This is a genomic window from Mycobacterium sp. NGS64, from assembly GCF_059812245.1.
The window spans coordinates 1,182,768-1,196,075 of sequence record NZ_JCALCI010000001.1; the positions used below are offsets into that span (position 1 = coordinate 1,182,768).

The following is a 13,308-nucleotide window of genomic DNA, read 5'->3' on the forward strand; positions in this document are numbered from 1 at the left end:
CTACAGCTCGGCCAGCGCGGCCAGGCAGGCGGCGCCCAGCGCGGCGGTGTCGGTGCCGATCTGATTTAGTGTCACGGTCCGCAGCGCCGCCCGCGGTGCTGCGGCGACCCAATCGACGGCCACCTGCAGCGGGTGGATGGGGTCGTCGACCGCCGCGGCTACCGCCAGCGGCGCGGCCAGCCGGGCCAGGTCGGCGCAACTGGGCGCGACGTAGGCCGCCGCCTCGTCCATCGCGTCGGGCAATAGCGGCCATTGGGCGCGCCAGGACCGGGTCAGCTCGTCGGCCAACCACGACGGGCTGGACGCCCGCATCTGCGTCGTCGTGGCCGCCAAACCGTCGGCGCGCAGCTGCGCCGCCGAGTGTCGCGCCGCCAGTGCGGCAGGCGCATCCCGCGGGGCGCCGGCCCACGCGGGCAGCGCGGCCAGGACGGCGACCGTGCGCTCGGGATGGGCCAGCGCCCACGCGGTCGCCACGGCCGCGCCGATCGACACGCCGCCGACGCCGATCGGCCCGTCGCGCGCCGCGTCGTCCAACGCCGACAGGTACCCGTCGATCAGCCGATCCGGACGCGGCGACGGGGCGACCAACGTGGCGCCGACATCGCGCAACGGCCCGGAAAACGCCCGGTGGACGTAGTCGTCGTCGGAGCCGGTTCCGGCCAACAACACCGTCGCGACACCCCGCAGATCGACAGTCACCCTTCGATATTGCCCGGCCCTTGCAGAGCGTCCAACATCACGTTTCGTTCTGTTGGCACCGGGGAACCAACAGGTCTACGGTGTCCGTTGGCATAGAGAAAGCGCCGAAGCTTTATCACCAGTGTCAGGAGGGGCCATGGGGGCCCAAGGGTATCTGCGCCGGCTCACCCGTCGATTGACGGAGGACCCGGAGCAACGCGATTCCGAAGAGCTGTCGGACGAAGTCGACAGCGCCGGCGCGCAGCGTGCGATCGATTGTGAGCGTGGCCAGGAGGTCACCATGATCGGCACCCTGCGCAGCGTGGAAACGAACGGCAAGGGTTGTTCCGGCGGGGTCCGCGCGGAACTGTTCGACGGCACCGACACGGTCGCGCTGGTGTGGCTGGGCCAGCGCCGCATCCCCGGCATCGACTCCGGCCGCACGCTTCGGGTGCGCGGGCGGGTCGGCAAGCTCGAGAACGGGACCAAGGCGATCTACAACCCGCACTACGAAATTCAACGGTGACCGTCCCCGGCGATCGGGGAACCGTGACCACTAATCGTGTTGCCCCGGAGCGGCTGCTGACCCAGGTGGGCGGGGTGAGCGGCCTGATCTACTCGTCGCTGCCGGTGGTCGTCTTCGTCGCGGTGTCCAGCCTGTCCGGTTTGGTGGCCGCCATCGCGTCCGCGCTCGGCGTGGCGGCACTGGTGTTGGTATGGCGGCTCATTCGCCGGGAATCCACCCAGCCGGCGTTGTCGGGTTTCATCGGCGTCGCCGTCTGCGCGCTGATCGCCTACCTCGTGGGGCAGTCGAAGGGCTATTTCCTGCTTGGCATCTGGATGTCGCTGTTGTGGGCGGTGGTCTTCGCGGTCTCGGTGCTGATCCGTCGGCCGCTGGTCGGCTACGCGTGGAGCTGGGCCACCGGCCGTGACCGCGCCTGGCGCGCCGTGTCGCGGGCCGTGTATGCGTTCGACATCGCCACGCTGTGCTGGACCGTGGTGTTCGCCGCGCGATTCGTGGTCCAGCGGCTGCTCTACGACGCCGATCAGACCGGGTGGCTCGGGGTGGCGCGGATCGCGATGGGTTGGCCGCTGACCGTGCTGGCGGCGGTGGCGACGTACGCGGCGATCAGGTCGGTGCAGCGCGCCCTGCCGGCCCCCGACGAAGCCGGCGCCGCGGAGACCGCGGACTAGCCGGCGGACTCCGCTTCCGGCAGCAGGAGCTTCTGCAGCTCCTCCTCCGACTCGGTGACCGCGACGAAGAGCAGTTCGTCGCCGCCCTCGAGCGGCTCGTCGGCCTCCGGCACGATCACCCGCGGGCCGCGCAGGATCGTCACCAGCGCGACGTCCCGCGGCAGCTGCAGCCGGCGCACCGGCTTGCCGCCCCAGGGCGTGTCGTCGGGAAGGGTGATCTCGACCAGGTTGGCCTGCCCGCGACGGAATTCCATGAGCCGCACCAGATCACCGACGGCCACGGCCTCCTCGATCAGCGAGGCCAGCATCCGCGGCGTGGACACCGCCACGTCCACGCCCCACGCGTCGGTGAACAGCCATTCGTTGCGCGGATCGTTGACCCGGGCCACTACCCGGGGCACGGCGAACTCCGTCTTGGCCAACAGGCTGAGCACCACGTTGACCTTGTCGTCTCCGGTCGCGGCGACGACGACGTCGAAATCCTCCAGGTGTATGGACTGCAGCAGGCTCAGCTCGCAGGTGTCGCCCAGGCGCCAGTGCGCGGCCGGGATGGCGTCGACGTCGACGTGGTCGGGGTTGCGTTCGATCAGGGTGACGTCGTGGTCGTTCTCGATGAGCTCGCGAGTGACCGAGCGGCCGACCGCGCCCGCCCCGGCGACGGCTACTTTCACTTGACGGCTCCCGCCTCGAGGTCCTCACTGGGCGGCAGCGCCGCGATGGCCACCGCCTCGGCGGCGCGGCCGGAGATGGCGGCGATGTAGACCTGGTCGCCGGCCTGGATGACCGTCTTCGGCTCCGGCAACACGCCCGTGCCGAACCGGATGACGAACGCGACGCGCGCGCCGGTGGCCTGCTCCAACTCGGTGACGCGGTGCCCCACCCAGTCCTCGTGCAGGTCGACCTCGGCCACGGCGACGGTGCCGGTCGGGTCCCGCCACTTGGCGGTCTCGCCTTCCCGGGTGAGCAGGTTGAGCAGGCGGTCGGTGGTCCACGGCACCGTGGCGATGGTGGGAATCCCGAGGCGCTCGTAGACCTCGGCGCGCTTCGCGTCGTAGATCCGGGCGACAACGCGCCGGACACCGAAGGTTTCCCGGGCCAGCCGGGCCGAGATGATGTTGGAGTTGTCCCCGGACGACACCGCCGCGAAGGCATCGGCCCCCTCGACGCCGGCCCGCAGCAGGACGTCTCGGTCGAAGCCCTGCCCCAGCACCCGCTCGCCCGCAAACTCGGGGCTGAGCCGGTTGAACGCCGTGCTGTCGCGGTCGATGACCGCCACGTCGTGGCCGATGCGGGAGAGCCCGCCGGCCAATGACGAGCCCACCCGGCCGCAACCCATCACAACCACGCGCACATGAGGTCCTTCCGGCGGATTCGGCCCGTCGACGAACATTGTTGCCTACGAAACGCTAGCAAGCCCGGGTGGGCTTACTCTTGGCTCTCGTGTCCAAACTTTCGACCGCTGCGCGTCGGCTGCTCATCGGCCGGCCTCAACGCAGCGACCGGCTGAGTCACACACTGCTGCCCAAACGGATCGCCTTGCCGGTGTTCGCCTCCGATGCGCTGTCCTCGGTGGCCTATGCGCCAGAGGAAGTCTTCCTGATGCTCTCGGTCGCGGGGGTCACCGCCTACGCGCTGACGCCCTGGATCGGTCTCGCCGTGGCCGCGGTGATGCTGGTGGTGGTCGCCAGCTACCGCCAGAACGTGCACGCCTACCCGTCGGGCGGCGGCGACTACGAGGTGGTCACCACCAATCTCGGCGACACCGCCGGTCTGGTCGTCGCCAGCGCCCTGATGGTGGATTACGTTCTCACCGTTGCGGTTTCGACGGCGTCGGCGATGTCCAACATCGGCTCGGCGATCCCGGTCGTGGCGCAGCACAAGGTGCTGTTCTGCGTCGCGGCCATCCTGCTGGTGATGGCCCTGAACCTGCGCGGGATCCGGGAGTCCGGGGTGGCCTTCGCCATCCCGACCTACGCGTTCATCGTCGGGGTTCTCGCCATGATCGGCTGGGGCCTGTTCCGCATTTTCGTGCTGGGCAACCCGCTGCGGGCCGAGTCCGCCGGCTTCCAAATGCATGCCGAGCACGGCCAGATCGTCGGTTTGGCGTTGGCGTTCCTGGTGGCGCGGTCGTTCTCCTCCGGGTGCGCGGCGCTGACGGGTGTCGAGGCGATCAGCAACGGGGTGCCGGCTTTTCAAAAACCCAAGTCGCGCAACGCGGCGACGACGCTGATGATGCTGGGCGCCATCGCGGTGACCCTGCTGATGGGCATCATCGTGCTGGCCCAGAAGATCGGCGTCCAGCTCGTCGAGGACCCCGCAACCCAACTGGGCGGCGCCCCGCCGAACTACTACCAGAAGACACTGGTCACGCAGCTGGCCGAGACCGTGTTCGGCAGTTTTCACATCGGTTTCCTGCTGATCGCCACGGTCACCGCCCTGATCCTGGTGCTGGCGGCCAACACCGCGTTCAACGGGTTCCCGGTGCTGGGTTCGGTTCTGGCGCAGCACAGTTACCTTCCGCGCCAATTGCACACCCGCGGCGACCGATTGGCGTTCTCCAACGGGATCCTGTTCCTGTCCGGGGCCGCGCTGCTGGCGATCATCGCCTTCCGCGCCGAGGTGACCGCGCTGATCCAGCTCTACATCGTCGGCGTGTTCATTTCGTTCACGCTGAGTCAGATCGGCATGGTCCGGCACTGGACCCGCCTGCTGCGCACCGAGACCGACCCTCGGGTGCGGCGCAGGATGATGCGCTCGCGGGTGGTCAACACGGTCGGGTTGATCTGCACCGGCGCGGTGTTGCTGGTCGTCCTCATCACCAAGTTCGTCGCGGGGGCGTGGATCGCCCTCTTCGCGATGGGCTTGCTGTTCTTGATGATGAAGCTGATCCGCAAGCACTACCACACGGTCAGCCGGGAGCTGGAGGAGCAGGAGGCCGCCCAGCACGACGTCGTGCTGCCGAGCCGCAACCACGCCCTGGTGCTGGTGTCCAAGCTGCACCTGCCGACGCTGCGCGCGATCGCCTACGCGCGCGCCACCCGTCCGGACACACTGGAGGCCCTCACCGTCAGCGTCGACGACGCCGAAACCCGAGACCTGGTGCACAAGTGGGAGGAAAGCGACATCAGTGTGCCGCTCAAGGTCATTGCCTCGCCCTACCGTGAAATCACCCGGCCGATACTCGATTACGTCAAGCGGGTCAGCAAGGATTCGCCGCGGACCGTGGTGACGGTATTCATCCCCGAGTACGTCGTCGGCCATTGGTGGGAGCAGGTGCTGCACAACCAAAGCGCGCTGCGGCTCAAAGGCAGGTTGCTGTTCATGCCCAACGTGATGGTGACTTCCGTTCCGTGGCAATTGAATTCGTCGGAGCGGCTCAGGGCGCTGCAGCCGCACGCCGCACCCGGCGACGCCCGACGCGGAATCTTCGACTGAGCACGGCATTGAAGCCCAACACGCTGACGCTGGTGACCGGCGCCCCGGCCAACGGGGGCAGCTGCGTGGCGCATCACGAGGGCCGGGTGGTGTTCGTCCGCTACGCCCTGCCCGGCGAGCGGGTGCGGGCGCGTGTCACCGCCGAGCGCGGATCCTATTGGCACGCAGAGGCTCTCGAGGTGATCGAGCCGTCCGCCGATCGGGTCGAGCCGATGTGCCCCATTGCCGGCGTCGGCGGCGCCGGCTGCTGCGACCTCGCGTTCGCCGCGCCGGAGGCGGCCCGCGCGCTCAAGGCCCACGTCGTGGCCAATCAGCTGCAACGGCTGGGCGGTCACCAGTGGAGCGGCGCCGAGGGCGCCGAGCCGCTGTCGGACTCCGGCCCGACGGGTTGGCGCACCCGGGTGCGGCTGGACGTGGGCGCGGATTGCCGGCCCGGCTTCCACCGGTACCACAGCGACGAGCTGGTGACCGACCTGCGTTGTGCGCAGCTGCCGCCGGGGATGCTGGACGGCCTCGCCCATGATTCGTCCGGGGCCGCGTGGCCGGCCGGCGCGCAGCTGCACGTGGCCGTCGACGACGACGGCCGGCGCCACGTGGTGCGCACCCTGCGGCACGGCGGGCAAACCGCGACCGCCGTGGCGGAGGGCAGCTACGAGGCGGTGCAGCGGGTGGGCGGGCGCTCCTGGCGGGTGCCGGTGACCGCGTTCTGGCAGGCACACCGGGACGCGGCCGCGGTCTACAGCGGCCTGGTCGCCGACTGGGCGCAACCCGTCACCGGCATGACCGTGTGGGACCTCTACGGCGGCGCCGGCGTTTTCGCCGCCACGCTCGCCGACGCGGTGGGGGAGTCGGGGCGGGTCGTGACCGTCGACACCTCGCGCTCGGCGACGCGGGCCGCGCGGACCGCGCTGGCCGACCTGCCGCAGGTCGACGTCGTCACCGACTCGGTCCGCCGGGCGTTGGCCACCCAGCGCGGTTCGAAAGCCGACGTCGCCGTGCTGGATCCGCCGCGCGCCGGCGCCGGGCGCGACGTCATCGACCTACTGGCCGCGGCCGGGGTGCCGCGCGTGGTCCACATCGGCTGCGAGGCAGCGTCTTTCGCGCGCGATATCGGCCTGTATCGCGGCCACGGCTACACCGTCGAGAAGATCAAGGTTTTCGACGCGTTCCCGCTGACCCACCACACCGAGTGTGTGGCGCTGCTGACGCTTTAGGTGAAGTTCCGCGTCGAGACTGCGCTCAGAGCGCGCCCGAGGGCGTTTCGTGCGATCTGTACGCAGTCTCGGCGCGAATTGTTCAGAACACGAAATACCGCAGCCACAGGTAAAGCGCCGACAGCGCGGCGGATATCGCCGTGACGACCGCGCCCTTGCGGGTGAATTCCCAAAACGAGATGGGGTTGTCGGCGCGCGCGGCGAGCCCGAGCACGATGACGTTGGCGCTGGCGCCGACGGCGGTCAGGTTGCCGCCGAAATCGGTCCCGATCGCGAGCGCCCACCACAACACCCCGGGGTTGACGTGGTCTCCGAGCGCCGGGACCAGGTCGGCGACGATGGGCGCCATCGTCGCGGCGTAGGGAACGTTGTTGACGACCCCGCTGATCAACATCGACGCGGCCAGGATCACCATGGTGGCCAACAGGGTGTTGCCGCCGGTCGCCGTGATCGCCAAGTGCGCCAGCTGCTTGACGACGCCCGTCTTCACCAGCGCGCCGACCATGACGAACAACCCGGCGAAGAACAGCAGCGTCTCCCACTCGACGCTGGACAGGTAGTCGGAATGTTCCAGCCGCGACACGACGATCAGGATCCCGGCGCCCAAGAGCGCGACGATGGAGGGCTCCATGTGCAGCGCCGAATGGGCGATGAACGCCGCGAACACCGCCGCCAGCACGACGCCGCAGGCGATCAGCAGCCGGTGATCGCGAATGGCCTCCTTCTCTTCCAGCGACATCACGTCGGCAACCCGCTCGGGGTCGACGGCGAACGAACCGCGAAAAAGGCGGGGCAGCAACACGATCAGGACGGCCATCACGATGATCACCAGCGGCGTCAGGTGCAAGAGGAAGTCGTTGAACGTCAGGCCGGCCTTGCTGGCGATGATGATGTTGGGCGGGTCGCCGATCAGGGTCGCGGTGCCGCCGATGTTGGAGGCGAACGCCTCGGCCATCAGGAACGGCGCCGCGTTGATCGCCAGCCGGTCACACACCAACAGGGTCACCGGCGCGATCAGCAACACCGTGGTGACGTTGTCGAGCAGCGCCGACGCGATCGCGGTGACCAGCACCAGCAGGATCATCACGCGCAGGGGAGAGCCGCGGGCGCGCTTGGCGGACCAGATCGCGACGTACTCGAACACGCCGGTCTGGCGCAGCACGCTGACGATGATCATCATCCCCAGCAGCAAAAAGATGACGTCCCAGTCGATTCCGGTCTCATGCGAGTAGAAGACGTCATCGGAGTTGATGATCGGCATGGCGACGACGATCGCGGCGCCGGTGAGCGCGACCAGGGTCTTGTTGACGCGGTCGCTGGCGATCAGCGCGTAGGCGACGACGAACACGACGACCGCCACGACGCTCATCGACTGTCCCGGATGCTCAAGGCTTTTAGTGTTTGAGTGCCGCGGCCAACAGACGCGATGCCGTGATGACGCCGACCAACGCCTGGTCTTTGACCACGGCGATCAGGGGGCTGCGCAGCCGGGCCATCACCGCGGCGACCTCGATGATGGTGTCGTCGGCGTGGGCCCACGGCACGTTGGTGAGGTGGTCGGGCAGCATGTCCCCGACGGTCTTGCCGCTCAGCTTGTCCGCGGCGCGGTCGGCCATGGACTCGTTGAGCACCCCGGCCAGCGAGGGGTCGTCCTGCACGTACCTCGGGACGATGAACCGGACCACCTGGGAGGCCGGCAGCACCGCGGAGGGCTTGCCGGACCCGTCGGTGACCACGATCCCGGGCAGCCGGTGCTCGGCGAGCAGGCGGGCGGCGTCGAGGGCGTCTGAGTCGACCGTCACGACCGGGAAGTCCTCGGCGAGTTCCTCCGCGCGCATGGGGGGAACAATAGTCGGGTCGTGATCCGGCCGCGGCTGCGTAGACTAACGGGATGCTGGAACAGATCCGCGGGCCCGCTGATCTGCAGTACCTCTCCCAACAGCAGCTCCGCGATCTGGCAGCCGAGATTCGGCAGTTCCTGATCCACAAGGTCGCTGCGACCGGGGGCCATCTCGGGCCCAACCTCGGCGTCGTCGAGCTGACGCTCGCGCTGCACCGGGTCTTCGACTCGCCGCACGACCCGATCATCTTCGACACCGGCCACCAGGCCTATGTCCACAAGATGCTGACCGGGCGCGCCCAGGACTTCGAGAGCCTGCGCAAAAAGGGCGGCCTGTCGGGGTATCCGTCGCGCGCCGAGAGCGAACACGACTGGGTCGAGTCCAGCCACGCCAGCGCGGCGCTGTCCTACGCCGACGGCCTGGCCAAGGCGTTCGAGCTGAGCGGGCACCGCAACCGGCACGTGGTGGCCGTCGTCGGCGACGGCGCGCTCACCGGCGGCATGTGCTGGGAGGCGCTGAACAACATCGCCGCGTCGCGCCGCCCGGTGATCATCGTCGTCAACGACAACGGCCGCAGCTACGCGCCCACCATCGGCGGCGTCGCCGACCACCTGGCCACCCTGCGGCTGCAGCCCGCCTACGAGCACATGCTGGAAAAGGGCCGCGACGCGGTCCGCTCGTTCCCCCTGTTCGGCCAGATCGCCTATCGCTTCATGCACAGCGTCAAGGCCGGCATCAAGGACTCGCTGTCGCCGCAGCTGCTGTTCACCGACCTGGGCCTGAAGTACGTCGGCCCGGTCGACGGGCACGACGAGCGCGCGGTCGAGGTGGCGCTGCGCCACGCCCGCGGCTTCGGGCGCCCGGTGATCGTGCACGTCGTCACCCGCAAGGGCATGGGCTACGGGCCGGCCCTGGACGACGAGGCCGAGCAGATGCATTCCTGCGGAGTGATCGACCCGGCCACCGGCCAGGCCACCAAGATCGCCGGGCCCGGCTGGACCGCGACGTTCTCCGACGCGCTCATCGGCTACGCCCGCAAGCGCCGTGACATCGTGGCGATCACCGCGGCGATGCCCGGCCCCACCGGGCTGACGGCATTCGGCCAACAGTTCCCGGATCGCCTGTTCGACGTCGGCATCGCCGAGCAGCACGCGATGACGTCGGCGGCCGGCCTGGCGATGGGCGGCATGCACCCGGTGGTGGCCATCTATTCGACGTTCCTCAACCGTGCCTTCGACCAGATCATGATGGACGTGGCGCTGCACAAGCTGCCCGTCACCATGGTGCTCGACCGGGCCGGGGTCACCGGCAACGACGGCGCCAGCCACAACGGCATGTGGGACCTGTCGATGTTGAACATCGTGCCCGGCATCCGGGTGGCCGCGCCCCGCGACGCGACCCGGCTGCGCGAAGAGCTCGGCGAGGCCCTCGACATCAGTGACGGGCCGACGGCGATCCGCTTCCCGAAAGGCGATGTGGGAGAAGATATTCCGGCCGTCGAGCGTCGCTCAGGGGTGGACGTGCTGGCGCTGCCCGCCGAAGGGCTGAACCACGACGTGCTGCTCGTCGGCGTCGGCGCGTTCGTGCCGATGGCGTTGGGTGTGGCCAAGCGGCTGCACAACCAGGGCATCGGCGTGACCGTGATCGACCCGCGCTGGGTGCTGCCGGTGTCCGACGGCGTCGTCGAGATGGCGGCCCAGCACAAGCTCGTCGTCACGTGCGAGGACAACGGTGTGAACGGCGGCGTGGGGTCGGCCGTCTCGGCCGCCCTGCGGCGCGCCGAGATCGACACGCCCTGCCGCGACGTCGGCCTGCCGCAGCAGTTCTACGAGCACGCCTCGCGCGGTGAGGTGCTCGCAGATTTCGGGCTGACCGACCAGGACATCGCCCGCCGCATCACCGGTTGGGTGGCGGCGCTGGGCAGCAGCGTCGCCGAGGCCGAGATTCCGGAGCACCTCGACTAGTCGGGTGTGCATTCAGGGCTTTCACTGGGTGCTCACGGCGGGATCTCGCCGATTTTTGCGCCCAGGGCTCACACGCAATGCCCACGATTCACACTCAACGATCGTCGTCGGCGTCTTCCGGCGGCTGCAACGCCCGGGCCAACGGCGGGTCCACGAGTCGTCGCTGCCACGCCCGCGCCTGCCCGGCCCGCAGAAACGCGTCGACGGCCTCGTCCGGGTCCGGAGCCGGTTCCCAGTCCCAGCACAGCCGTCGCACCAGATCGGGCGCGACCAGGTTTTCGGTGGGGACGTGCACCCGCTCCGACACTTCCCCCAGCGCGGCCCGCGCGGCCTCCAGCCGCGCCGCGGCCTCCGGCTTGCGCCTGCCCCACCGCGACGGCGGCGGCGGCCCGTTGGGGGCCTCGGCCTCGTCGGGCGGGTCCTGGGTCTGCCGGGCCGCCTCCAGCGCCGCCAGCCAGATCTCGGCGCTGCGGCGCTGGTTGCGCCCGCCGAACACCGGCAACGCGACCAGGTCCTCGACCGTCTTCGGGTTGGCCAGGGCGGCGTCGATGATGGCCGAATCCGGCAGCACCCGCCGGGGTGCGATGTCGCGGCGCTGCGCGATGCGGTCGCGCGCCGTCCACAGTTCGCGAACCGCCGCCAGGCCCCGCCGGTCGCGCACCCGGTGGATGCCCGACGTCCGGCGCCAGCGGTCCCGCTTCACCACCGGGGCGGCGTCGCGGGCGCCCACCTCGCGCAAGTAGTCGAATTCCTCTGCGGCCCAACCGCTTTTGCCCTGCTCGTCGAGCACGTCGGAGATCGCCGCGCGCAGCTCGATGAGCAATTCCACGTCCAGCGCCGCGTAGTTGAGCCACTCGGCGGGCAGCGGGCGCTTGGACCAGTCGGCCGCGCCGTGGCCCTTGGCCAGCCCGAGCCCCAGCAGCCGCTCGACCATGGTGGCCAGGTTCACCCGTTCGAAGCCGGCCAGCCGTCCCGCGAGCTCGGTGTCGTAGAGCGCCGGCGGCCGCATGCCCACCTCGGCGAGGCACGGCAGGTCCTGGTCCGCGGAGTGCAGGATCCATTCGTCGGTGCCCAGCACCTCGGCGACGGGCCGCAGCGCGGTCAGCGGGTCGCCGCCGTGGCTGACGGGGTCGATGAGCACGGTGCCGGCCCCGGCCCGCCGGATCTGGATCAGGTAGGCCCGGTTGGAGTAGCGGAAGCCCGACGCCCGCTCGGCGTCCACCGCGAACGGGCCCCGCCCGCGGTCCAGGAGCCGCGCGGCCTGCTCGATCTCACGGACGCTCACCGCAAGGTCGGGGACCCCCTGGGTGGGGTGCAGTAGCGGGGTGGCTTCAGGGGTTTTGCCGGGCGCGGTGCTATCGGCCCCCGGGGCCCCCGGTTCGCCCATGTCAGGCGCGTGAGCGAGAGCTCAGGTTGGTGACCCCGGACGGCGGCAGGCCCGCGGCGTGCTCGAGCACCTCGCAGAACGCCTCGACGTGCGCCCCGACGTCGGGGGTCGTGGCGGTCCACGACGCCCGCAGCTCCAGCTGGTGGGCGCGCGGCGGTCCGGAGATGTCGCCGTAGCGCACCGACGTGGTGGCGGTGACGGTGCCGCCCAGTGCCGTGGTGTGCTCGAGGCGCGACTCCAGCGCGTCGACCAGCCAGCTCCACGCCACCTCGGGGAGCAGCGGGTCGACCGCCTCGCTGGGGTCCAGGTCGGCCTGGATGTAGGCGACCAGCCGGATCGTCCCGTCCCACGCGTCGGCGCCGTCCGGGTCGTACAGCAGGATCAGCCGGCCGAACGCGTCGCCCTCGGAGCGTTCCGGGACGATCTCGAGCTCGGGGTGCTTGACCTCGGCGCCCAGTGCGTAGCTGTAGGGCGCCAGGCGCTGCGGAGGGCGGATCGGGCCCAGCTCGATCTCCGGCCGCACGGTGACGGCATTCATCGCCGCCACCGCCTCGCGGAATGGGGCCGGTTCAGTCGAGGTCAACGGCGCCGCTCCTCCTCGTCGCTCCCGCTCCGCATCGTCACAGGCGCGGGTCACAGCGTTCGACGCTAGACCCATCACCCGACACGCCGAAACAGGCGCGCCGAGTTTCGCCGCCGTCGCGACCAAGCCGTTACCACCCGTTTTCGGAGCCCCACAGCGGGCGTCGTGCCTGATCAGGGCGTCGTCTCCCGGTTGAATCGGGCCGGGCGCTTCTCGCGGTGCGCGGCGAGGCCCTCCCGGACGTCGGGACCGCTGAAACTGAGGAATTCCAGGCCGAGCGACGTTTCGAAGGCGGGCGCGAACATCCGGTACCAGTGGTTGAGGCTGTGCTTGGTCCAGCGGATCGCGTCCTGCGCGCCGCGGGCCAGGTCCTCGGCCACCCGCGTCGCGGTGGCCAGGACGTCGTCGTCGTCGACGCAGGTGGAGACCAGTCCGATGCGCTCGGCTTCCTCGCCGAGCAGCGTCTCGCAGGTGAGCAGGTAGTACTTGGCCTTGGCCATCCCGACCAGCAGCGGCCAGCAGATCGCGGCGTGGTCGCCGGCGGCCACCCCGAGCTTGGTGTGCCCGTCGATCAGCTTGGCGGTCCGGCCGGCCACCGAGATATCGGCGAGCAGCGCCACCACCAGGCCGGCGCCGACGGCGGGCCCGCGGATGGCCGAGACCACCGGCTTGTCGAAGTTGACCATGTTGAGCACCATGTCGCGGGCCTCGCGCATGATGCGGATCCGGCCCTGGTAGTCGGCCATGGTCTCGTCGATCAGGTCGAAGCTGCCGCCGGAGGAGAACGCCCTGCCCTCGCCGCGGACCAGCACGACGCGCACGGCGGGGTCGCGGTCGATCACCGGCCAGATGTCGGCCAGGTCGCGGTGCATCTGTGGCCCGACCGAGTTCAGCCCCGGCGCGTCGAGAACCAGGGTCAGTACGCCGCTCTCGCTGGGTTCGCAGCGCAGGCTGGGGAACTCGTCGTAACTGATCGGCATTGGCGTGATGTTACGCAGCGGCGATGTCGACA

General features: G+C 70.0%; 12 protein-coding genes and 1 pseudogene. 5 read left to right on the forward strand and 8 right to left on the reverse strand.

Annotated features, from left to right (window positions below):
• Complete coding sequence (locus AC5Y4S_RS05935) at positions 1–699, reverse strand: alpha/beta hydrolase (protein ID WP_500030959.1); 699 nt, start codon at positions 697–699, stop codon at positions 1–3.
• A gap of 136 nt (positions 700–835) precedes the next feature.
• Here AC5Y4S_RS05935 and AC5Y4S_RS05940 point away from each other — a divergent pair, with 136 nt between their 5' ends.
• Entirely contained in the window at positions 836–1,204 is a 369-nt protein-coding gene (locus AC5Y4S_RS05940) for an OB-fold nucleic acid binding domain-containing protein (RefSeq protein ID WP_068189609.1), read from the forward strand.
• Between the two features lie 23 nt (positions 1,205–1,227).
• Positions 1,228–1,872 (forward strand): DUF3159 domain-containing protein, encoded by a 645-nt coding sequence (locus tag AC5Y4S_RS05945; RefSeq protein WP_500030961.1) that lies wholly within the window; start codon positions 1,228–1,230, stop codon positions 1,870–1,872.
• Here AC5Y4S_RS05945 and AC5Y4S_RS05950 read toward each other — a convergent pair.
• On the reverse strand, positions 1,869–2,543 hold the full coding sequence (locus AC5Y4S_RS05950) for a potassium channel family protein (protein WP_500030963.1): 675 nt from the start codon (positions 2,541–2,543) through the stop codon (positions 1,869–1,871). The genes AC5Y4S_RS05945 and AC5Y4S_RS05950 overlap by 4 nt on opposite strands.
• Positions 2,540–3,223: a potassium channel family protein gene (locus AC5Y4S_RS05955; protein ID WP_500030964.1), complete on the reverse strand. Its 684-nt coding sequence runs from the start codon at positions 3,221–3,223 to the stop codon at positions 2,540–2,542. Before AC5Y4S_RS05955 ends, AC5Y4S_RS05950 begins: the two co-directional genes overlap by 4 nt.
• An 89-nt stretch (positions 3,224–3,312) precedes the next feature.
• On the opposite strand from AC5Y4S_RS05955, the gene AC5Y4S_RS05960 reads away from it, so the two are divergent.
• Both AC5Y4S_RS05960 and AC5Y4S_RS05965 read left to right on the forward strand, forming a co-directional pair.
• Positions 3,313–5,307 (forward strand): APC family permease, encoded by a 1,995-nt coding sequence (locus tag AC5Y4S_RS05960; RefSeq protein WP_500030966.1) that lies wholly within the window; start codon positions 3,313–3,315, stop codon positions 5,305–5,307.
• Positions 5,304–6,521: a class I SAM-dependent RNA methyltransferase gene (locus AC5Y4S_RS05965; RefSeq protein ID WP_500032178.1), complete on the forward strand. Its 1,218-nt coding sequence runs from the start codon at positions 5,304–5,306 to the stop codon at positions 6,519–6,521. The genes AC5Y4S_RS05960 and AC5Y4S_RS05965 overlap by 4 nt, the downstream gene beginning before the upstream one ends.
• 82 nt (positions 6,522–6,603) lie before the next feature.
• On the opposite strand, the gene AC5Y4S_RS05970 is transcribed toward AC5Y4S_RS05965, so the two are convergent.
• On the reverse strand, positions 6,604–7,890 hold the full coding sequence (locus AC5Y4S_RS05970) for an ArsB/NhaD family transporter (protein WP_500030968.1): 1,287 nt from the start codon (positions 7,888–7,890) through the stop codon (positions 6,604–6,606).
• A 25-nt stretch (positions 7,891–7,915) separates the two neighbouring features.
• Positions 7,916–8,359 carry a CBS domain-containing protein gene (locus AC5Y4S_RS05975; RefSeq protein WP_500030970.1) on the reverse strand — a complete coding sequence of 148 codons (444 nt, stop codon included), beginning with the start codon at positions 8,357–8,359 and terminating at the stop codon, positions 7,916–7,918.
• Between the two features lie 53 nt (positions 8,360–8,412).
• Here AC5Y4S_RS05975 and dxs point away from each other — a divergent pair, with 53 nt between their 5' ends.
• Positions 8,413–10,326 (forward strand): 1-deoxy-D-xylulose-5-phosphate synthase, encoded by a 1,914-nt coding sequence (dxs, locus tag AC5Y4S_RS05980; protein ID WP_500030973.1) that lies wholly within the window; start codon positions 8,413–8,415, stop codon positions 10,324–10,326.
• Positions 10,327–10,420: 94 nt separating this feature from the next.
• Here dxs and AC5Y4S_RS05985 read toward each other — a convergent pair whose 3' ends face one another.
• The 3 genes and pseudogenes from AC5Y4S_RS05985 to AC5Y4S_RS05995 form a co-directional block, all read right to left on the reverse strand.
• Positions 10,421–11,713 (reverse strand): HRDC domain-containing protein, encoded by a 1,293-nt coding sequence (locus tag AC5Y4S_RS05985; protein ID WP_500030976.1) that lies wholly within the window; start codon positions 11,711–11,713, stop codon positions 10,421–10,423.
• Between the two features lies 1 nt (position 11,714).
• A pseudogene (locus AC5Y4S_RS05990) lies at positions 11,715–12,350 on the reverse strand (DUF3000 domain-containing protein).
• Between the two features lie 119 nt (positions 12,351–12,469).
• Entirely contained in the window at positions 12,470–13,276 is an 807-nt protein-coding gene (locus AC5Y4S_RS05995) for an enoyl-CoA hydratase/isomerase family protein (RefSeq protein WP_500030979.1), read from the reverse strand.
• Positions 13,277–13,308 lie beyond the last annotated feature (32 nt).

Excerpts from the sequence above, each read along its gene's own strand:
- AC5Y4S_RS05970 (WP_500030968.1), bottom strand. The coding sequence starts at position 7,890 with ATGAGCGTCGTGGCGGTCGTCGTGTTCGTCGTCGCCTACGCGCTGATC.
- AC5Y4S_RS05975 (WP_500030970.1), bottom strand. The coding sequence starts at position 8,359 with ATGCGCGCGGAGGAACTCGCCGAGGACTTCCCGGTCGTGACGGTCGAC.
- AC5Y4S_RS05985 (WP_500030976.1), bottom strand. The coding sequence starts at position 11,713 with ATGGGCGAACCGGGGGCCCCGGGGGCCGATAGCACCGCGCCCGGCAAA.
- dxs (WP_500030973.1), top strand. The coding sequence starts at position 8,413 with ATGCTGGAACAGATCCGCGGGCCCGCTGATCTGCAGTACCTCTCCCAA.
- AC5Y4S_RS05995 (WP_500030979.1), bottom strand. The coding sequence starts at position 13,276 with ATGCCGATCAGTTACGACGAGTTCCCCAGCCTGCGCTGCGAACCCAGC.
- AC5Y4S_RS05940 (WP_068189609.1), top strand. The coding sequence starts at position 836 with ATGGGGGCCCAAGGGTATCTGCGCCGGCTCACCCGTCGATTGACGGAG.